Source organism: Nocardia sp. NRRL WC-3656, from assembly GCF_000720265.1.
Lineage (GTDB): Bacteria > Actinomycetota > Actinomycetes > Mycobacteriales > Mycobacteriaceae > Nocardia > Nocardia nova.
On the sequence record NZ_JOJF01000039.1, the window covers coordinates 1 to 19,471 of the forward strand.

Here is a 19,471-nt window from a genome sequence, read left to right on the forward strand (position 1 = left end):
GTGGATGTCTTGTGGGCCTTGCTGCGCGACGGCCGCGAATTCAGTGCCATCCGCCCGACATCGGTGGCAGCTGCGGCTTGACACAGTCATTGAGAGTCCATTCCCACATTGGTGACCGGTTCGTCGATATCGACCGTCTCGACGGCGACGCCGAGCACCACCGCCAACTGCTCGGCGAGCTGGCGGGCCGCGAAATCGGCGCGATGCTCGGGCGGCAATGCCATCACCTCGCCGCGCAGACTGCCCTGCCCTTCACCGCCGACGCCGGCATCGGCCAGCAGCTGCCGGAAGCGCCGGGTCTCGACCGAGGGCCGGGCGCCGCTCGCCCACACACCCCAGTCGATATCGGCGACCGCGACCTGCGCGGTATCCAGCGCGAGGCATTCCGCGAGCAACGCCGTCGCGCGATCCATATCGATCGGACGAAAGCCCAGCATCTTGACGTACCCGACGAGCGCCTCACTGCCGTCGGCCATACCGCCACCGGCCATGAAGCCCCAGTTCACCGACAGCGCCGCGGCACCACGTCCACGTCGGCTCGCGGCCAGACCGTCGAGTGCGGCATTGGCCGCCGCGTAGCCGACCTGCGGTGTGATGCAGCCCAGCGCGCTGATCGAGGAGTAGAGCACGAACATGTCGGGTTCGATCCCGGTCGCGGTGAGTGCGCGGTCGAGGTTGTAGGCGCCGCGCACCTTGGTGAACAATCCGCTCAGCGAGTCGCGCGTGATCTGCGGAATCGGCAGATTGTCCACGACACCGGCGGCGTGGAAGATGCCCCGCAGCGGCGCGGTGCTCCGAATCCGTTGCAGCAGTGCGACGGTCGCGGCGTAGTCGGCGATGTCCAGGCGTTCCTCGACGATCTCGATGCCCGCCTCGGTGAACGCCGCCACCTGGGCGACGGCCTGCGGCGTGACGGCGCCGTGCCGGCCGACCAGCACCAGCCGCCGCGCTCCCGAGCGGGCCAGCCAGCGAGCGGTGGCCAGACCGAATCCGCCGAATCCACCGGTGACCAGATACACCCCGTCCGGGTCGATCACCGGATGCCCGAGTGGTGGCCGCACCGCGGGCTCCTGCTCCCGCATATCGATCACCACGCGACCCACATGCTGTGAGCGCGCGACACTTTCGAACGCGGCCGGCAACTCCGACGCCGGATACGCCGTATAGGGCAGGTATCGGTAGGTGCCGTCCTGCAGCCGCTGCTGCGCGATCCGCAGCGGCGCCCGCAGAATTTCCGGATCGTGGGCCAGCGCCCGGTCCATATCCACCGCGAAGAAGGTCAGGTTGCGGTCGAACGGGGCCAGGTCGATCACACCGCCGCCGTAGATGTCGGCCTTGCCGATATCGACGATCCGGCCGAATTCCGCTGCGACCCGGAAGTTCTGGCGCAGAATCTCACCCGGCGCGGAGCTGTAGACCACATCGACGCCACGGCCACCGGTCAAGGCCGCGATTTCGTCGGCGAACCCCGCGGACCGCGAGTTCAGGACATCGTCGACGCCCAGCTGCCGCACCTGATCGCGTCGCGATTCCGTACTGGCGGTGCCGATGACGCGGGCGCCGATGTGCTGGGCGACCTGCACCGCGGCCATTCCCATGCCGCCGGCCGCACCGTGCACGAGCACGGTCTCACCGGGTTGCAGCCGCGCCAGCGTCCGCAGACCGAATTCCGCTGTCAGATAAGGCAATCCGGAACCACAGGTAAGCGGATCGTAGCTCTCGCCGGGATCGAGCCGATGTGGGAGCGAGGCGCCCGCGTCGACCGGCATCGTCACATAGCGGCGCAGGATGTCGCCCGCGCACACCATCATCCGGTCACCCAGGGCGACCTCGTCGACATCCGCGCCGACCCGGGTCACCACACCCGAGCCCTCCATACCGACGGTCATGCCGAAGTACGTGTCGCCGAGTTCCTTCTCGGTCAGCACGCCCAGGACCTTCATCGCGTCCTTGTAGTTGAGACCGACGGCGTCCATCCGCAGTTCGACCTCGCGCGGTCCGGGCGCGCGCCGGGCGGATTCGCGCAACGCGAGATCCGACAGCAGCCGCGAACGCGGAATCTCGGCCTCGAATCCGGCTTCCGGATCGGTGAGCGGCCGGGCAGAATCACGCTGCCGCAGATAATCGTCCAGATTCTGCGCGATCCGCACGGCCCAGGCGGTGCCCGCGCGCACCGCGATCTCGTCACCGATGTCGTCGGCGACAACCAGTGTGCGGCAGTCGTCCCAGCCCGCCTCGTCCAGGTCCAGCAGACGCCATCCGGCCGCCGGCTGCTCGTTGAGCAGCGCCCGTCGCGCCCCGACCAGCGCCCCGTGTTCGGGATGAGTGGCCGTGTCGGACGGCGTGCACAGGGCGTGCTCGGTGATCACCACGCACCGCAGATCGGTGGAATCATCCTCGGCGAGCAGCGCTTCCACTACCGCCGCGATCCGCGCGAGGGCGTAGACGGTGCCGTCGGCGGGCGCATCACCGCAGGCCACCACGGCGACGTGCCGGGGACCGGTTGCCGAGGTGAGCGCCGCACGCAGCCGCTCCTCGTCGATCTCGTCCACATCGGCGAGCACCACACTCGTCGCCGCGTCCGCGCCGGCCAGGGCGGCGACCCGTTCGGCGGTATCGGCGCCGATGCCGATGACGACCAATCCGGTTGTCGCCGAAGGCAACTCGCCGTAGTCGACCTCTTCCCACACCTGCTGGTAGAACACCCCACCCAGTTGATGGACCACATCGGGCCGCACCGACACGGGGCGGAACTCCACCCCGGTCATCCGCATCGACACCGCGCCGTCCTCGTCGAGGACGGCGATATCGGCGCGCAAGGGATCGGTGCCGCGCCGGGTGACGACCACCCGGGGCCGCTGCGGCAGCGGGGCCAGCAGGCGGACGCTGCCGATGGCTGCGGGGACGGTCGCGCCCGCGTCGGGACCGCTGTCGGCGGCCAGCGCGGCGACGCACTGCAACGCCGCGTCCACCACCGCGGGATGGGCCAGGTGCGGGTGGTCCGGATTCGCGGGCGCATCGCCGGTGACGCTCGCCAGCACGGTATCGCCGCCGATGACCGCGGAGACGATGCGCTGGAACGCCGGGCCGTAGTCGAGGCCGCGGGCGGCCAGGCCCGTGTACAGGTCGGCGCCGGCCACCACGGCCGCCCCCTCGGGCGCGCCGAACGGTTCGACCGCCGTGTCGAAATCGGTTTCGACGAGCCGTCCGACCGCGTTGCGGGTCCAGACCTCGGCCGAAGCCGGGCGGGAGTGGACGGCGAAACGCCGCGTGCTCTCCTCCACCGTGACGCGCAGCACGGGGACGTCGTGTTCGTCGATCACCAGCGGCGCGACGAATTCGATGTCCTCGAGCCCGATCCGGCTGCGGCCCGTCCGCTCGGCCGCCACGCTGAGGGCCGCGTCGAGGTAGGCCGCGCCGGGCAGCACCACATGGCCGTCGACGACATGATCCGGAAGCCACGGCAGTCGCGACACCGACAGCTGCACTTCCCATTCCGATCCGGCGCCGGCCGTGGTCTCGCCCAGCAGCGCGGGGCTGTTCGCGGCGCCGAGTTTGTCGCGCGTCGTGATCGGCTCGTCGTGCCACAGCCGCTTGCGCTGCCACGGGTAGCTAGGCAGGGCGACATACGGCGACCGCGCCGCCTCCGGGTGTCCGGGGATCCTGGTGCCGTCGAGGGAACCGGCGACATACAGGTCCGTCACCGCCTGCAGGATGTGGCGGCGGTCGTCGCGGTCGCGCGAGAGCGTGCTCACCGCCGCGCCGACCACACCGCGGTGGATCAGCAGCTCGCGGATATTGCCGCTGAGCACCGGATGCGGCCCGACCTCGACGAAGACCCGATGTCCGGCGTCGAGCAGGCTCGATATCGCGTCGGCGAAGCGCACGGGTTCGCGTACGTTGCGGCACCAGTAGGCCCCGGTCCAGGCGGTGCCGTCGAGCGCGTCGGCGGTGACCGTCGAATAGCTGGGCACGGTGGCCGCTCCCGGCGTCAGCTCCGCCAGCGCGTCGGCCAGATCCGCCAGGATCGGATCCATCAGATGGCTGTGATAGGGCACCTCCACTCGCAGCATGCGCGCGAAAGTCCCTGTCGCCGAGAGCATATCGCGCAGCATCTCCAGGTCGGCGCTGTCGCCGGCGAGAGTGACCGCGCTGGGGCTGTTCACCGCCGCGATCGAGATGCCGGGGCTGTCGGCCAGCAAGGTCCGGACATCCGCCTCGGGCATGCCGACCGCGAGCATGCCCCCGGTTCCGGCCGTGGTGGCCTGCAACCGGGACCGGTGATAGCTGACCAGGACCGCGTCGCGCAGCGACAGCGCGCCCGACACGTACGCCGCGGCGACTTCGCCGACGCTGTGGCCGACGACCACGGCCGGGCGCACGCCGTACTCGGCGAGCTCGGCGGTCAACGCCACCTGCAGCAGGAAGTTCGCCGGTTGCGCGACGGCGGTCTGCGCGACCTTCGAATCCTGCTCCCCGGCAAGCATCTCCGACAGAATCGACCAGCCCGCCACCGCAGTGAATTCCGCGTCGACCTCGCGGGCCACGCGGGCGAAAGTGGTGTCGGCGGTGAGCAGTTCGCGGCCCATCCCCCACCACTGCGGGCCCATACCGCTGTAGACGAACACCGGCTCGACCGAACCGTCACCGACCGCGCGGGCGGGCGCCTTACCCGCACCGGATGCGAAGTCGCGCAACTGGGTACGCAGATCATCGGCATCGCGGTAGACGAATCCGGTGCGCAGCGAATGGTGCGCGCGCCGGGTCCACAGCGCCGCCGTCACCGAGTCGACGGTGTCGTCGCGCAGGGTTCGGGCCAGTTCCGCCGCGGTCTCGCGCACCGCGGCCTCGGAGCGGCCCGACAGCGGCGCGATCCGCGGCACGTCGAGTCGTTCGGGGCTTGCGACCGGGGCCGGCGCCTCGGTCAGAATCACGTGGGCGTTGGTGCCGCCGTAGCCGAATCCGTTGACCGCGACCGCACGCTGCCCGGGGATGCCCGGCAGCGGCTCGCTGTCGAGCGGCACCCGCAGGCGCCATTCGTCGAACGCGATCTCCGGGTTGGGATTCGACAGCGAGAAGTGCGGCGCGACCGTGCCGTGGTGAAGGGTCAGCGCGGCCTTGATCAGGCTCGCCACCCCCGCCGCCGCCTCGGTGTGGCCGAAGTTGCCCTTCACCGATCCGACCGGCACCGCCGCGGTCCGGCCGTCGACGGCGCCGTAGACCTGACCGAGCGCCTTCATCTCGATCGGGTCGCCGACCGCGGTGCCGGTGCCGTGTGCCTCCAGATAGCCGATGTCGCGGGCCGCGATGCCGGACTCCTCGCGGACCTGCGCGGCGAGTTGTTGCTGGGCAACGGGATTCGGCACCGGAATCGCCATCGTCCGGCCGTCCTGATTGACGCCGGTCGCGCGGATCACCGCGTAGATCCGGTCCTTGTCGCGTACGGCGGCATCGACCGTCTTGAGCACCACCGCGCCGGCCCCTTCGGCCCGGCCGTAGCCGTCGGCGCCGGCCTCGAACGTCTTGCAGCGGCCGTCGACGGACAGGAACCGGCCCTTGCACATGGAGATGAAGGTTTCCGGCTGCAGCATCGCGTTGGCGCCGCCGACGATCGCGGTCTCGCACTCTCCGGCGATAATCGCCCGCACCGCCAGATGAGTGGCCACCAGCGACGACGAGCACGCGGTGTCGACGGTCAGGCTCGGCCCGTGCAGATCCAGCAGATAGGAGATCCGGTTGGACAGCAGCGTGTGCGAGGCGCTCATCGCGGTGTGGTTGTTGATCGCCGACCGCACCAGCGGCCCGCTGCGCCCGAGCGCGTTGTCGAGGATGAAGCCGCCGACATACACGCCCACCCGGCCGCCGGGCACCCGCCCGGCCATGCCGGCGTCGTCGAGCGCCTCCCAGGCGACCTCCAGCAGCAGCCGCTGCTGCGGATCGAGAATCGCCGCTTCGCGCTGGGCGATGCCGAAGAAGTCGGCGTCGAAGTCCCACAGCGGCTGGGTGAGGAAGCCGCCTCGGCGGGTGTACATTCGGCCCGGTGCGTCCGGATCCGGGTCGTAGTACTTGTCGATGCTCCATCGGTCCGGCGGAATATCCACGATTCCGTCGCCGCGCCCGAGCAGGAAATCCCAATAACCTTTCGGATCGGAAATGCCACCGGGAAAACGGCAGCCGATACCTACTATCGCAATGTCGACCATTGTCACTCCTGGCTGTGAACAGTGCCCGAATTCGTCGGGACGAACCGCGGCGTTGTCCAAATTCCGGACACCTGTACCGGATACGTGCAGCCTATGGTGTGCGATTCGGAGCGGTCAACGAATTCCGAACGCACACAAATGCGCGAGGCGCCGGTGCGTACCGGCGCCTCGCGCATTTTTCTGTCGGTCAATTCTGTACGGGAACGGGATCCGGCCCCGGCCGGGCCCGGGAATCCGGATCCGGCCCGCCCTCGAGTCCGGCCGGCAATCGCCGCAGCCATGCCGGCCCCCACCAGTTGGCCGCGCCCAGCAGGCGCATCAGGGCCGGAACGAGAATGCCGCGGATCAGGGTGGCATCGCTGAGCACCGCGAGCGCCAGTCCCAGGCCGAACAGCTGAATGAATGAAACTCGCGAGGTCACCATCCCCGCGAAGGCGATCGTCATGAGCAGTGCGGCGGCGGTGAAAATGCGCGCCGTGCGGGCCACGCCGATCGCGACCGATCGGGTGTTGTCTCCGGTCACAATCCATTCCTCACGAATTCGGGAGAGCAGGAATACTTCGTAATCCATCGAAACGCCGAAGGCGAGACAGAACATGAGAATGGGCATGGTCGGAACCAGAAATCCGGTAGGCGTGAAACCGAATATTGCCGACAGATGACCTTCTTGAAAAATCCACACCATCGCGCCGAATGTCGCCGACAGCGACAGGGTATTCAGCAGCAACGCCTTGACCGGAAGCCACACGCTGCCGGTGAAAGCCAGGAGTACGAGCAGGGTCGACACGGCGATCAGGCCCAGCGCGAGCGGCAACCGAGAGGTCAACGCGTGCACCGAATCCGCGTTCTCGGCCGCGGCGCCGCCGTAGAGTGCCGGGCTCGGCGGGGGCACGTCACGAATCCGGTGCAACAGATCGTTGCCCGCCGGCGACGACGGGTCGGCCTCGGTGCCGACGCGCAGATAGGTACCGGCCGGCGTGCTCATACCGTCCGGCGCCGCCGCGACCCGGGTTCCTTCGGCGAACACTCCCGAGGCGGACAACACCGAGGTCACGCCCTCGACCCGGGAGAGATTGGCGGCATAGTGCTCCAGCTCGGGTGAGACGAGGCCGTAGCCGGGCAGCGCCACGGTCACCGCCGCCATCGCATTCTCACGGAAGTCGCCGCGCAACGCGTCACCGACCTCGTGACTGGACGCACCGTGCAGGACACGGTCGTCGGCGGAGCCGAATCGCATCGAGAGGGCCGGCGTGCCCAGGACCAGCAACAGCGCCACCACCGCGACCGCGGACAGCACCGGCCGGCGCATCACCGCCCGCACCACCCGATACCAGCGGGTGTCGGCCGGCTGCGCGGGCACTCCGCTCGGTGCCGGCCGGTGAGCCCAGCGCCGCAACGGAACTCGCAGATCGAACCGGTGCAGGTGCGGCGCCGTCACCGCCAGCGCGGCCGGTACCAGCAGCAGGGTCGTGACGACGGCGGCGGCCAGTACCGAGAGCCCCGCGAAGGCCAGCGACCGCAGGAAATACAGCGGGAACACCAGCAGCGTGCACAGCGAAAGTCCCACGACCGCACCGGAGAACAGCACCGTGCGCCCCGCGGTCCGCGCGGTGCGCACGACCGCCGCACCGGTGTCGAGACCGGCCGCGCGTTCCTCGCGGAATCTGCTCACCAGGAACAGGCTCGAATCGATCGCCACGGCGAAACCGAGAGCGCTCATCATGTTCAGCGCGAAGATCGACACGTCGCCGAACTCGGCGAGGATGCGCAGCAGCGGCAGCGTGACCGCGATGGTGAACAGACCCACCGCCAGGGGTATCGCGGCGGCGATCACACTGCCGAAGACGATGATCAGCGCCAGCCCGGTCAACGGGACCGCGATCGCCTCGGTGACGATCAGATCCTTCACCACCTGCTCACTCATCTGATTCAGCGCCACGGCCTGACCGCCCGCGAGTACGGTGACACCGTCGTAGTCACCGCCGATCCGGTCGACGAGCGCGCCCGCGCGCTGCGGTGCGGTGGTGTCGTCCCCCGCGACGTGCGCGAGCACCAGCGCCTCCCGGCCGTCGCCGCTGCGCAGCGCCGAGCGCAGATCCGGCGCCAGTTGCCAATAGGACTGCACGGCGTCGACATGGTGGTCGGCGTGCAACTGCGCGACCACGCGTTCGCCGGCCGTCCGTGCCGCTGCGGACTCGACTCCCCCGGGGGCGCGCACCAGCAGAACCACGTTCGGCGCGGCCGAGGGGAATTCGTCGCCCAGGAAGGACGACACGCGTGCCGATTCGGTATCGGGCGGCGAGAACCCACCCGTCTTCAGATGCGTCGGCGCGGTGGCGCCGAAGGCGATGCTGACGATGCCCACCAGCAGACATGCCGCGAGGACCGCGCGGGCGTGTCGGGTGGCGAAAGCGGCGACGGTGGACAGCATGTGCCGAACCTCTCGGGAGTGCGACGAAACGGATGCGCGGCGTTCAGATGGCGGTGTCGGAGGACTGGATCCGGTCCGCGAACGCACGCCACTCCCGCGCATTGCGGCTGGCCAGCTCCGCGACGGTCGCGGCCAGATGCGGCGGCACCGCTTCGGCCACCCGCGGCCACATCTTGCGGTTCATGGAATGGGAATGCAACCAGCGCAACAGATCTCGCCCCTGCTGACTCGCCCGCATGGCCGGGTCGCGGGTAAGTTTCTGCAGCAGTAGGGCATTCGTATCGGGCCCTTCGGCGGTATCGCCGTCCGAGCACAGACGCTCGCGCATCTTCTTCCGGATCGCGTGCGCGGTGCTGACCGATACATCGGCGGCCGCCGCCAGTGCGCGCAGCGGCATATCCGGTGAGGCCGTGAGCAATTCGATCACCTGCTGGCGCCGCCGGGAGGAATCCAGCGGCCGGGAACGGCCGTCGGCGCCGATCCGGATGTTCGACTGCGGAGTTTCCCCGGTCGAACGCAATCTGATGCGCGCCACCGTCTTCGACGACAATCCGGTACTGGTGGCGATTGTACGATCGGACAATTCGGGCATCGATTCCAGGATGCGCTCCGCGGCCGCCTTCCGGTCGGGCAGCGTCAGCGGAAGCCCGTGCACCACATTGGATTCGACGCCGCGCAGGAATGCCTCCGCGGCGCTGCCGTCGAAGAACAACACCTCGATATCGGTCATGCCCTTCATCCGCGCCGCATGCACGCGGTGCATCCCGTCGATCACCCGCATGGTCGCGCGGTGGACCAGGATCGGCGGCCACTGCGACTCGCTTTCGGCCAGCCGCACGATGTGGCGGCGATCCTCCCCGGTGGAACGCGGCGAATCCGCCGGCAGCAGCCGCTGCAGTTCGACTCGATAACACGCATCGGATGTCAGCGGCACCACTGCGCCGACGTTCGCTTTACGCTGAGCGGACATTCCAGCCCCCAAAAGAAGTTCGTCCGGAACGGGACCGGTCACCGATGACCGCAACCGGCCGTTCGAAACCCGGTGCCGGGCCGACCGATCGGTCACAGCGTAGGCGCGCCGGATGATCACGACTAGACTTTCCGAACAGAACGCTCCAGGAGTGCCCTCGCCATGACAGTCGTCGCCGAATCCGGCCGCGCCACCCTGCTCACCGCCGGCATGGTCGTAGCCGAACGCGAAGGACTACAGCGCCTTTCGATCAATGCCGTGGTCGAAGAGGCGGGCATGGCCAAGGGCACCTTCTATCGGCACTTCCCCAACCGCCACACCTACCTGGTGGCGCTGTATCGCCAGTTCTTCACACTCATCAGCGCGCGAGTGGCGGAGGCGATCCGGGGGATGGCGCCGGGTCCGGACCGGCTCGCGGTCAGCGTCGACGCCTTCCTCGACGCCTGCCTGCACAGCTGCGGCACCGAGGCCTTCATGCTCCAAGCCCAGTCGGATCCCGGCCTGCGCACCGAGATCGCCCAGCGGCGCGAGGGTTTCCTCGCCGCCAGCCGGCCCGATATGGTCGCGGTCGGCTGGTCCGATCCGGATGCCGCGTCGATGTTGAAGGTCGCGATGGTGCGCGAGATCTGCATCGCCGAACTCGACACCCGCGCCCCGCGCGCCGACCTGCGCGCCGCGGCGAAGGCGATGCTCGCCGGTCGCCCGCCGCGCTGACCCGGTGGCTACGGTGTGATGCCGTCGAACTGCATTACCCAATACGGATTGTTCGTGGTGGTGTTCCATTGCGAGACATACAGAGTGATGTCCGTGAGTGAGCTCGACCGCGGGTGGATGTAGCCGCCGTAGAGTTGCGGGAACGTACGAACCCAGAACTGCCACCACGGTGCGGAGGCGACGATCTGTCGTTTCGGCGAGGTCCAGACGCGATCGTTGGCCGGTGCGGTGCGGGTCGAGATGCAGGCGCCTGCGACGTCGAAGTAGGACATGACCCACGTCCCGGCGATGTTCTTCACACTCACCTCGCCGATCGGGCCCATACCGCCGAACAGCGGAGTGGGAGTGGGATTGTCCCACTGCCAGGACGAACCGTTGTAGCCCCAGTATTCGTAATCGGCGCGGACGGCGATCTGCTGCCACGGCACGCGCATCAGGATCGGGCCGTTGCGATTGTGGCTGCGGCCCCACTCCTTCGAGACGATGTACAGATAGCCGTCGCCGTTGTTGTTCCCGATGCCGGCGAACGACTGCATCATGAACGGACTCCAGCCGGCGTAGCCGTCACTGCCGTCGTTGGGCCAGACGGTCGCGTAATCGGTCCAGGTCGCGCCGTCGTCGTCGGAGTAGGCCAGGCCACAGAACAGCGCGCCGTATCGATCGTCGGCGATGCTCCAGTCGTGAACGCTGGTGTAGGTCAGCCACGTCCGCCCGTTCGGATCGACGAAGGCGTCGTTGGGAATGCGGCTGACCTCCACCCCGTAGCCGTTGTCGGCGTTGTGGGCGTAGGTGAGAGCCTGGCGCGCCTGCGCGCCACCGGGGGTCGCGGAAAAGGTGGTGGTGGCGTCCGGGAGGTCCGAGCTGAACAGCAACACCGGCGACCCGAGCCAGGTGCCGGACCCCTGACTGTCACCGGTGAACGTGTCGCCGAAGACGAATCCCGACGCGCGCGGCGCGAAATGATCTCGGTCGTACGGGATTCCGAGGTCGGTGCCACCTACACCGAATTGCCTGGCCGTGCTTCCGGCGTACCCGGTGAGCGGAGTCCCCCAGTGCGTCGCCATCGCCGGCTCATGCCGGGGCGGCGAGCACGAACCGCGTCCATGCCGCGGCTCGGTTGGCGTTCTCGGTACACACCTGCCCGGTGGTCAGGTCGATGGCATAGACACAGCCGTCGGGGACCCCGCCGTTGAAGGTGGCGAACCAGGCCGTCGGCCCGGCCTGCGGTCCGGCACAGGATGCGACGTCGGCGAAAGCCCCTTCCGGAAACGAGATCTCGGCGGCCGTGGCGGTGGTGAGGGCGGCGAGGGTGCCGCCCGCGGCGGCCGCTGTCGCCGCCGCCCGGACCTGGGGCACGCAGTCGGTGATCACGAAGAAGCGGCCGTTCGTACTGGCGATTGTCGGCATGCGAATACTCCGTCGGGGGCTTTACGGATGGGGAGGCTGGAAGCCGGGGATGTCGAGTTTCTGCCCGATGGCCGCGATGGCGTCGACCAGGGACCAGCCGCCCAGTTGCGGCCAGCCGGTGCCCTGCAGGCCGCGCATCTGGATCCACTCGTCGCGGATGCGTCCGTCGGAGTCACGCGGCAGCGGCACCTGGGTGGGACCCGGCGGCGCCGCGAAGCCCGGCAGGCCGAGGGTCTGGCCCACGCTGGCGACACCGTCGACCAGCGTATGGCCGGCCAGTTGCGGCCAGCCGTTGCCGCCGATCCCCATGAACTGAATCCACATGTCGGTCACCGGATCCGGCGCCACCGTGCCGACCCCGACCAGATTGGCGAAATCCTCCGGGGAGAAGCCGTCGGCGGAGTTCATATCGCAGTTGCCGAAGGGCGGGGCACCCTCGGGCAGGCCGCCGCCGTAGCCCTGACCGTCGGTGTACTGGTGCGCGATCTGGCCGGGCAGGTTCGGATTGCTGCCGTAACCCGCACCGATCATGTTGAGGCCGTCCGGGCGCACCGGCCACATGCTGTCGAAATCCGGGCGGTTGGCGTAGCCGATGACCCGGCGGGTCGAGCCCAGCCAATCGGCCAGCCGCCAATAGGCGCGGTTGATTCCGTCCGACTGATCCCCGCCGGGATTGCCGCCCGATTCCACATCGATCATCGCGATCATCTTCGGATGCGGGCCACCCGCCTGACCGACCATGCCCCGGTGGGTGTCGACGGTATCGAGCCAGTTCGGCCGCCAATAGAAGTAGACGATGAAGCAGGCGATGCGTCCGGAATCGGCGGCCCGGGCCGCCCAGGCATAGTTCTGATAGAAGTTGTGGTCCTGGTAGGTCCCGTCGTTGGAACGGAAGGAGAAGAGCTGATACGGGTAAGAGTCGTCGACCGGCACTTGGAACTCGGACACGTCGGCGAAAAGGGAATCGACCATATTCCCCTCCAAGAGTCGACCGGTCCTCGGCAGGACCGGGTTTCGAGTGGGTGGCTATCTCATTGTCCGAGGCTACGCCTGTCCCGTCATCGATAGTGCGGTTCTCGTGACCGCGTCGTAATCGACGGTCTCCCAACGAAACCCGTCGAAGATCGAATTACCGTCCCTCGGCGCCCGGTACGAGGGCGCGCACCCGCAGCTGGTGTGCAGTCATTTGTCCGTTACCGCACGCTGTCGCCGCATGGTCGAGATACAGCGATGCGGTGTTGTCGGGCGGGTAGATTCGCAGACCCGGCACGTCGACGGGCCCGCACTGCTCGGCCGGAATGTTGTGCACGTCGACCGCGAACACCAGCGCCGACGCCTGGCCGCCGGGCGCCAGCGAGACCGGACCGGACGCGGTTCCCTCGCGGGCCGCCGGAGTGCCGACGGGTGCGCTGTCGGGGCCGGTGGCGTAGGAGACGCCCGGGAAACCTTCGAGGACACACGGGCCGGACCCGTTGTTGGTGAACACGATCGGAAACGCGACAGTTCCGGCGGCGGCGTTCGCGGGACCGAGCGCGGCCGCGAGATCGGATGTCCGACATTGTGCCGCAACGGCATTCGCGGCGCGGGTGGGCGGGGTACCATCGTCGGAAGGTACCGAACCCATGTGTAAGGCCGGGGCCGCGCTCGTATTCGGAGTGTCCGGCGCCGACTGGTCCGACCCGCAGCCGGCAACGATCACAGCCACGGCCGCGGTGAGCGACCACCACGCCATCCGCCTTCTTTTCACAACACCCGACCGTACTCGGTTCGGGGCCTACCGTGGAAGATCCGTCGAAGTTCGTCGCGGGCAAGGAGAACCCGATGATCGACATCATCACGTTGCGAGGAACCGGAGAGCCCCGGAACGCGGACGGCAGCCCCGCGGGCATGCTGGCCGCGGTCACCGATCTGCTCTCGACCGACAGCTTCAGCTTCTTCGAACCCGACTGGCCCGCCTCGGTCGGGCCCGATCCGAATCTGTGGGGGCCGTCGCTGGACACCTCGGTCCGGCTGGGTATCGCCGCGGGGGTCGAGGCCATTCAGCAGTCGCCGAATGTCTGTGCGCTGCTGAGCTATTCGCTCGGCGGCATCTGCGCGAGCCGGATACTCGAAGGGGTGGCCTCGGGTGAGTACACCAACACCGACGGCAGCCCGCTCGAGATCGCCTTCGCCGTCTTCATCGCCAACCCCCTGCGTAAGGCCGGCGATTCGGTGAACAACCTGTGCCCGCCCACGACGTACGGCCTGCACGGTCAGCACGGCACCTGGCCCGCGGCGGTCGCCACCCGCGAGTACGCGAACCCGGGCGACATCATCACCGCGTCTCCGGCCGACTCGCCGCTTCGCGTCATCGACGTGGGCATCTCGCCGTTCTCGTTCGTCGAGGGCGCGCGCTTCGGCAACGCGAGTTATCTCATCTTCGCGCAGCTGCTGGAGTTCCTGATGTCGAATCCGGTGGCCAACCTGCAACGATTCGCCACCACCGTCAACGGCGTGATCGGTTATCTCACTCCGTATCCCGACGGCCAGCACGTGTTGTATCCGGCACACGACATGCCGGGCACCGATGTGACCTGGACGACCGCGGCGGCGAACTACATCACGGAGAACTTCGCGTAGGGCCGATCACCGCGCCGGCGTGCCGGACCGGCGGGCACACGTGCGTGGATGTCGGCCGGAGGCAGGGGAACCGACCAGACGAGGCGAGCACCCCGATCGACAGCGCAGTGCCCGCCCAGCAGCCGCGCCCGTGCGCTCGAGGCGAGCAGCGGAGGCAGGAGGATTCCGACCGGGCCGGTGGCTTCGACGACCACCGTCACCATCGTCGTGACCGATGCCGTGACGACGACGGTGTCGGCGCCGGGGTGGGCGACGATGTGCCGCACGGCCTCGTCGACCACCGCTTCGGCGTGCAGGGTCAGATAATCCGGGACCGCGTGCGCCGGGCCGGTGACCGCGGTGACGATGCGGAGCAGGGTGTGACCGGCGTGGCGGCGCATCACCTCATCGATGCGCATCAACAGTCCGGGAGCGCCGAATGCGCACGGGGCGGTGGTGACCGCTGGAGTCTCAGCCATCGATCGGCCCGACCTCTCTCGCCGAGAAAACGAACCGACCCTGCGGTCTAGAGTCGGCACGCCCTACCGATCATGGCCGCAGTTCCGGACATTCGGGTACGGAACCGGCAAATTCGATGCCGGCGCGCAGGTCACGCCACCGCGCGCAGGTGCCGGCGCCGCGTGGGTTCGGCGAGCGCCTGGTCGCGCAGACCGCTGAGAACCCGGCTGAGGATCCGCGAGACCTGCATCTGCGAGATACCGTGCAGCGCAGCGATCTCGGACTGGGTCTTGTTCTCGTAGAAACGCTGGATCAAGATCTTGCGCTCCTGCTCGGGCAGCGCCTCGATCAGCGGTTTCACCGTGATGGCGTCCTCGGTGAACTCGTAGCGCGGTTCGTCGACCGCCAGCCGGGCGCCCAGCGGCGTGGGGCTGTCGCTCTCGGCGGACTGGGTTTCGTCGAGCGAGTCGCACAGATAGCTGTTGGCCGCGACGGTGGCCTGCACGACCTCCTCGACCGGGACGTCGAGGGCGCGGGCGAGTTCATGGCTGCTGGGCTCGCGGCCGAGTTGCTGTGACAGCACCAGGCTGTGCTGAGAGATGCGGGCGCGCAGTTCCTTCATCCGGCGCGGCACCTTCACCGCCCACCCGCTGTCGCGGAAGTAACGCCGCACCTCCCCCATGATCGTCGGCACGGCGAAGCCCAGGAACGGTGCGCCCCGGGAAACGTCGTAACGGTCCACCGACAGCACCAGTGCGAGATTGGCGACCTGTTGCAGGTCCTCCCGCGACTGGCCGCGGCCCTCGTACCGGCGGGCGATATGCGCGGCCAGCGGCATGCAGTCCGCGATGATCTGCTCCCGCAGCCGGGCCCGGCGCGGGTCGGCGGCATCGAGTTCGGCCAGCGCACGGAAGGAATCTTCGATTCCGTCATAGGAATTGCGGCCACCGTCGTCGCGAGCGGTCGCGGAACGGGGCGAGGCAGCAGTGGTATCGGTGCTCATGATCGTCTCCGCAGCTTCCGTATGAACCATGCCGCCCTGGGTATCCGCGGCTCGGACGCTCAAACAAGATTTTTCGGTCGAATCCGTCCGAACGACGGCGGCGCCATCCCCGCCACGTGTGCTGTACTTGCCGGGTGAGCGAGTCTGGTGAGCCGGCCGACGTGGTCGACGCGGTGGTCGAAAAAACTCTTCTCGGTGGTCCCCGCCGCTACACCCGCGCTCAGGTCGCCGAGCTGTCCGGGGTCTCGGTCGACAGCGCCCGCAAACTGTGGATCGCCTTGGGCTTTCCGGCCGCGGCCAGTGACGACGAGGAGGCGTTCACCGACGCCGACGTCGCGGCGGTACGCACCTTCTGCGCGTTGGGCCCGGCCTCGAATGTCAACGAGCAGAACCAGATTGCCGCGGCCCGTACCCTCGGGCAGTCGATGGCGCGATTGGCCGAATGGCAGGCGGACCTGATCACCCGCGAACTCGGCGCCGGCACCGATGCCGAGGCCACCACCCACGCCATCGAGGTGCTCACCGACCTGCAGCAGTACGCCTGGCGGCGCCATCTGGCCGCGGCGCTGAGCCGGTCGCTCGAATCCGACGGCGCCGCACGGCAATTGCTCGTCGGCTTCGCCGATATGGCCGGCTACACCCGGCTCTCGCGCCACCTCGACCCCGACGAGCTGACCGATCTGCTGGAAGCGTTCGAAACCGCTACCACCGAGGCGATCACCGCCCACGGCGGCTGGGTGATCAAGAACGTCGGCGACGAGGTGATGTTCGCCGTCGACGATCCGCACCGGGGCGCGCGCATCGCGCTGGCCCTGCACGTGGCGATCGGCCGGGCGGCCCAGAAGATTTCGGAGATGCCCCAGATCCGGGTGGGCCTGGCCTACGGTCCCGTGCTGACCCGCTTCGGCGATCTCTACGGCACGGTGGTCAACACCGCCGCCCGGCTGACCGGTGTCGCCCGTCCCGGCACGGTTCTCGTGGACGACGGCGCGGCCGCGGCCCTGGCCGGCGACACCGAGTTCTCCCTCCGTCACCTACGCAGCGTGCGCGTCAAGGGATTCTCCCGCCTGCGTTCCCATGTGCTCCGGGAGCGTCAGCGCAAACAGCGCTGACGATCATGCTGCCGCGACTATGTCGTCGCCGCGGCCGCCGATGCGATCACATCGGCCACCACGGCCGGCTGGGAAACGAGCGCGACGTGTGACGCCTGCACCTCACTGGTGTGCGCGCCGATCCGGCCCGCCATCCACCGTTGCGCGGCGGGCGGAATCACGGTGTCGTTCGCCGAGACCAGGTACCAGCTGGGCGTGTTCGACCACGCGGGCGATCCGGACGGCTCGACATTCGCCGCCACCGCGAGCGATTTCTGGTGGGCGAGCATGGTCGCGGCCGTGGCGTCGCTGACATCGGGCGCGAACACCTGATGGAACGAGGCGTCGGCGATGTAGGCGTCGAGGTTGCGGCCGAGGGCGTTGCTCGAATCGTCGACGACCTTCATCTGCAGTGCGGGCGGCAATAGTTGGCTACCGGGGAAACGGATCGGATCGAGCGCCAGGGCCACCGGCTCGCCCTGCGCCGGCGCGAATGCCGCCACGAACACCAGCGCCTTCACGTTCGGATTGTGGATGTTCGTGATCACCGCACCGCCGTAGGAATGGCCGACCAGGACCACCGGACCGGAGATTCCGGCGACGGTCTTCTCGACCGCCGCGGCGTCGTAGGCCGGTCCGCGCAGCGGATTCTCGGGCACCACCACCTGGTACCCCCGCCCGCGCAAATCGCCGGCGACGGCGTCCCAACTGGTGGTGTCGGCGAACGCGCCGTGAACCAGCACGATCGTCGGCATGGTCTGAGCGTTCGCGGGTCCGAGTGCCGCCACGACGAAACCGGCGATCAGCGCGAACACGATCGAAACGGCTTTCGCGAAACGGGTGATCCTCATGGCTGTCCCTTCATCGCTGCGCCGGCGGGCATGCACGCACGGCCGGCAACCAATGGGCAAAGGCGACCTGGCAGCGACGATAGCGCTCTCGGGAGTGGACCGGCAGCCGATCCGGAAGATCCGTTCACCCGGCCCGCAAGCGGAGTCGACGGGAACAGCAGGGCTTGTTTGGTCGCGGTACGACCGGGTATCTCGGGCGTCGGCGCCGGGCAAACCGGCGACCGGCCAGCAGTTTTCCCCACCGCGACCGGAATGAGTTTGCGCATGACCGTGACCTGGACACCCGCCGTTGTTCCCGCCGAGCACCGGACCCACCCGGATCCGCACCTCATGCCGGTCGACGACAAGCTGCCGGGCTGGCAGCGGGGGCAGGTGACGTGGTTCAACGCCGAGAAGGGGTTCGGCTACCTCACCAGCGCCTCCGGTGACGCGGTCTTCGTCGACTACCGCACGATCGACATGCCCGGCTATAAAACTCTCAGCCCCGGGCAGACGGTGGTCTTCACCGTGACCCACACCAGCGGCGGGCCCGAGGCCACACAGGTGCTCCCCTACCCGCGCGCCGGCGACGAATCCTGACTGCGGAGGCGAATACCTCGGCCGTGACGGGGTACCGGCCAGATGTCGGCTGCCGCCGATCCGACCCGACCGTCACGACGAAAGCAGAGATGTGAAAGCCGAACGCCTGGTCGAGGAATCGTTCGAGCTGGTCGCCCGCGTCCGGCGTGCCCGCGTCTTCCATCCGCGCGGCCTCTGGTTCAGTGCGCGCCTGCACTCCGCGCCGGCCTTCGAGAGGTATTTCGGGGACGGAGAACGCGACGTCGAGGTTCGCCTGTCCAAGGCCCTCGGCATGCCGGGACGGCTGCCCGACGCCGTGGGAATCGGACTGCGCGTGCAGACCCCCGGCGGGCGCTGGGACCTCGCGCTGGCATCGACACCCACCGGCACGCTGACCCGATTTTTCGCGATACCTGTCCCGTCGTGGCGCCACGCGACCTACGGGACTCTCATGGCCTATCGGTTCGACGGCGGCGCACCCCAGTGGATATTCGCCCGGCCGGACGCCGATCAACCTGCGGACGCCTCCCTGGCGACGCTGCGCGAATACACGACCACTCACGGCCTCGGTTTCACACTGACGGCCGCGCGACTGCACGGACCCGAAGAACCGTTCGCGAATCTGCGGCTCACCGCCGAAACCGTCGCTCCTCCGCCCGAGGACGCCGTCGACCCGACCCTGCACCACCCGCCCGGCGTCGCGCTGGCCCCGGGGTTCATCACTCGCATCCGGCGCAGCGCCTACCGGGGCAGCCGCGAAGGACGCGGCGCCGAACAACCGTAGCAGCCGATCGAAACCACTGCGGCACTGAGGATTTGGGCGCTGAGGATTGCGGCGCTGAGGATTTCGCCCTTCCGTCAGGCGGCGGGACGGGGCGGGTCGGCCGACAGGCCCATGATGTCGTTCCACCACGAATCGAGGGGGCTGGGGTCCGGCCAGCTCACCGCGCCCGGCTGTTCGGCGGGCATCGAGGCCACGGCTTCATCGTCGACGAATACGGAATCTCTGTTACTCGGCATGCGGCTCACTCCTCGTTCCCCCAAGATCACTGCTGACTACCGAAAACCCCGATCCCGGCCTGCCAAACCACTTTTTCGTCACACGCCCCGGACGTAGGGTTGCCGACACAGGCCAGTGAACTCTTCTCCGCCCAGCAAGGAGCGGAATTGCCGATTTTCACCTTCC

16 protein-coding genes are annotated in these 19,471 nt (G+C 68.5%); 5 read left to right on the forward strand and 11 right to left on the reverse strand.

The genetic code is table 11. The annotated features are described in order from the left end of the window. Positions 1 to 86 precede the first annotated feature (86 nt). From IG65_RS0130930 to IG65_RS0130940, 3 genes are all read right to left on the reverse strand, one after another. Positions 87 to 6,203: a type I polyketide synthase gene (locus IG65_RS0130930; RefSeq protein ID WP_051757247.1), complete on the reverse strand. Its 6,117-nt coding sequence runs from the start codon at positions 6,201 to 6,203 to the stop codon at positions 87 to 89. Positions 6,204 to 6,390: 187 nt separating this feature from the next. After that, positions 6,391 to 8,634, reverse strand: coding sequence for an MMPL family transporter (locus IG65_RS0130935; protein WP_030518491.1), 2,244 nt, complete (start codon positions 8,632 to 8,634; stop codon positions 6,391 to 6,393). Between the two features lie 43 nt (positions 8,635 to 8,677). After that, positions 8,678 to 9,604 (reverse strand): ParB N-terminal domain-containing protein, encoded by a 927-nt coding sequence (locus tag IG65_RS0130940; protein ID WP_063833835.1) that lies wholly within the window; start codon positions 9,602 to 9,604, stop codon positions 8,678 to 8,680. A gap of 162 nt (positions 9,605 to 9,766) precedes the next feature. Here IG65_RS0130940 and IG65_RS0130945 point away from each other — a divergent pair, with 162 nt between their 5' ends. Then, positions 9,767 to 10,318 (forward strand): TetR/AcrR family transcriptional regulator, encoded by a 552-nt coding sequence (locus IG65_RS0130945; RefSeq protein WP_030518493.1) that lies wholly within the window; start codon positions 9,767 to 9,769, stop codon positions 10,316 to 10,318. An 8-nt stretch (positions 10,319 to 10,326) separates the two neighbouring features. On the opposite strand, the gene IG65_RS0130950 is transcribed toward IG65_RS0130945, so the two are convergent. The 4 genes from IG65_RS0130950 to IG65_RS0130965 form a co-directional block, all read right to left on the reverse strand. Beyond that, positions 10,327 to 11,382, reverse strand: coding sequence for a DUF4185 domain-containing protein (locus IG65_RS0130950; RefSeq protein WP_030518494.1), 1,056 nt, complete (start codon positions 11,380 to 11,382; stop codon positions 10,327 to 10,329). 7 nt (positions 11,383 to 11,389) lie between these two features. Beyond that, positions 11,390 to 11,725: a PQQ-binding-like beta-propeller repeat protein gene (locus tag IG65_RS0130955; protein ID WP_030518495.1), complete on the reverse strand. Its 336-nt coding sequence runs from the start codon at positions 11,723 to 11,725 to the stop codon at positions 11,390 to 11,392. A 21-nt stretch (positions 11,726 to 11,746) separates the two neighbouring features. After that, entirely contained in the window at positions 11,747 to 12,697 is a 951-nt protein-coding gene (locus tag IG65_RS39415) for a hypothetical protein (protein WP_231509543.1), read from the reverse strand. 157 nt (positions 12,698 to 12,854) lie between these two features. Then, on the reverse strand, positions 12,855 to 13,457 hold the full coding sequence (locus IG65_RS0130965; protein WP_051757249.1) for a DUF4232 domain-containing protein: 603 nt from the start codon (positions 13,455 to 13,457) through the stop codon (positions 12,855 to 12,857). A gap of 89 nt (positions 13,458 to 13,546) precedes the next feature. On the opposite strand from IG65_RS0130965, the gene IG65_RS0130970 reads away from it, so the two are divergent. Continuing rightward, the gene (locus tag IG65_RS0130970; protein WP_030518498.1) at positions 13,547 to 14,344 is read left to right on the forward strand and encodes a hypothetical protein; all 798 of its coding nucleotides are present in this window, start codon (positions 13,547 to 13,549) and stop codon (positions 14,342 to 14,344) included. Here the strand turns inward: IG65_RS0130970 and IG65_RS0130975 are convergent. Then, positions 14,320 to 14,802: a hypothetical protein gene (locus IG65_RS0130975; protein ID WP_030518499.1), complete on the reverse strand. Its 483-nt coding sequence runs from the start codon at positions 14,800 to 14,802 to the stop codon at positions 14,320 to 14,322. The genes IG65_RS0130970 and IG65_RS0130975 overlap by 25 nt on opposite strands. Before the next feature lie 131 nt (positions 14,803 to 14,933). Then, positions 14,934 to 15,785: a SigB/SigF/SigG family RNA polymerase sigma factor gene (locus IG65_RS0130980; protein ID WP_030518500.1), complete on the reverse strand. Its 852-nt coding sequence runs from the start codon at positions 15,783 to 15,785 to the stop codon at positions 14,934 to 14,936. Positions 15,786 to 15,919: 134 nt separating this feature from the next. Between IG65_RS0130980 and IG65_RS0130985 the strand changes: the two genes are divergently transcribed. Next, on the forward strand, positions 15,920 to 16,897 hold the full coding sequence (locus tag IG65_RS0130985) for an adenylate/guanylate cyclase domain-containing protein (protein ID WP_030518501.1): 978 nt from the start codon (positions 15,920 to 15,922) through the stop codon (positions 16,895 to 16,897). Between the two features lie 17 nt (positions 16,898 to 16,914). Here the strand turns inward: IG65_RS0130985 and IG65_RS0130990 are convergent, their stop codons facing one another. Continuing rightward, positions 16,915 to 17,727 carry an alpha/beta hydrolase gene (locus IG65_RS0130990; protein ID WP_030518502.1) on the reverse strand — a complete coding sequence of 271 codons (813 nt, stop codon included), beginning with the start codon at positions 17,725 to 17,727 and terminating at the stop codon, positions 16,915 to 16,917. Positions 17,728 to 17,991: 264 nt separating this feature from the next. Between IG65_RS0130990 and IG65_RS0130995 the strand changes: the two genes are divergently transcribed. Continuing rightward, complete coding sequence (locus IG65_RS0130995) at positions 17,992 to 18,306, forward strand: cold shock domain-containing protein (RefSeq protein ID WP_231509544.1); 315 nt, start codon at positions 17,992 to 17,994, stop codon at positions 18,304 to 18,306. Positions 18,307 to 18,397: 91 nt separating this feature from the next. Next, positions 18,398 to 19,069, forward strand: a complete 672-nt coding sequence (locus IG65_RS0131000) for a hypothetical protein (RefSeq protein WP_030518504.1) — start codon at positions 18,398 to 18,400, stop codon at positions 19,067 to 19,069. 74 nt (positions 19,070 to 19,143) lie between these two features. Here IG65_RS0131000 and IG65_RS38135 read toward each other — a convergent pair whose 3' ends face one another. Next, positions 19,144 to 19,305 (reverse strand): hypothetical protein, encoded by a 162-nt coding sequence (locus IG65_RS38135; protein ID WP_156055864.1) that lies wholly within the window; start codon positions 19,303 to 19,305, stop codon positions 19,144 to 19,146. Positions 19,306 to 19,471: the final 166 nt, after the last annotated feature.

What these genes read in the sequence shown, in the direction of transcription:
- IG65_RS0130995 (WP_231509544.1), top strand. Translation starts at nt 17,992, where the DNA reads ATGACCGTGACCTGGACACCCGCCGTTGTTCCCGCCGAGCACCGGACC.
- IG65_RS0130970 (WP_030518498.1), top strand. Translation starts at nt 13,547, where the DNA reads ATGATCGACATCATCACGTTGCGAGGAACCGGAGAGCCCCGGAACGCG.
- IG65_RS39415 (WP_231509543.1), bottom strand. Translation starts at nt 12,697, where the DNA reads ATGGTCGATTCCCTTTTCGCCGACGTGTCCGAGTTCCAAGTGCCGGTC.
- IG65_RS0130940 (WP_063833835.1), bottom strand. Translation starts at nt 9,604, where the DNA reads ATGTCCGCTCAGCGTAAAGCGAACGTCGGCGCAGTGGTGCCGCTGACA.
- IG65_RS0130955 (WP_030518495.1), bottom strand. Translation starts at nt 11,725, where the DNA reads ATGCCGACAATCGCCAGTACGAACGGCCGCTTCTTCGTGATCACCGAC.
- IG65_RS0130980 (WP_030518500.1), bottom strand. Translation starts at nt 15,785, where the DNA reads ATGAGCACCGATACCACTGCTGCCTCGCCCCGTTCCGCGACCGCTCGC.
- IG65_RS0130975 (WP_030518499.1), bottom strand. Translation starts at nt 14,802, where the DNA reads ATGGCTGAGACTCCAGCGGTCACCACCGCCCCGTGCGCATTCGGCGCT.
- IG65_RS0130930 (WP_051757247.1), bottom strand. Translation starts at nt 6,203, where the DNA reads ATGGTCGACATTGCGATAGTAGGTATCGGCTGCCGTTTTCCCGGTGGC.
- IG65_RS0130945 (WP_030518493.1), top strand. Translation starts at nt 9,767, where the DNA reads ATGACAGTCGTCGCCGAATCCGGCCGCGCCACCCTGCTCACCGCCGGC.
- IG65_RS0130990 (WP_030518502.1), bottom strand. Translation starts at nt 17,727, where the DNA reads ATGAGGATCACCCGTTTCGCGAAAGCCGTTTCGATCGTGTTCGCGCTG.
- IG65_RS0130935 (WP_030518491.1), bottom strand. Translation starts at nt 8,634, where the DNA reads ATGCTGTCCACCGTCGCCGCTTTCGCCACCCGACACGCCCGCGCGGTC.
- IG65_RS0130950 (WP_030518494.1), bottom strand. Translation starts at nt 11,382, where the DNA reads ATGGCGACGCACTGGGGGACTCCGCTCACCGGGTACGCCGGAAGCACG.
- IG65_RS38135 (WP_156055864.1), bottom strand. Translation starts at nt 19,305, where the DNA reads ATGCCGAGTAACAGAGATTCCGTATTCGTCGACGATGAAGCCGTGGCC.
- IG65_RS0130965 (WP_051757249.1), bottom strand. Translation starts at nt 13,457, where the DNA reads ATGGCGTGGTGGTCGCTCACCGCGGCCGTGGCTGTGATCGTTGCCGGC.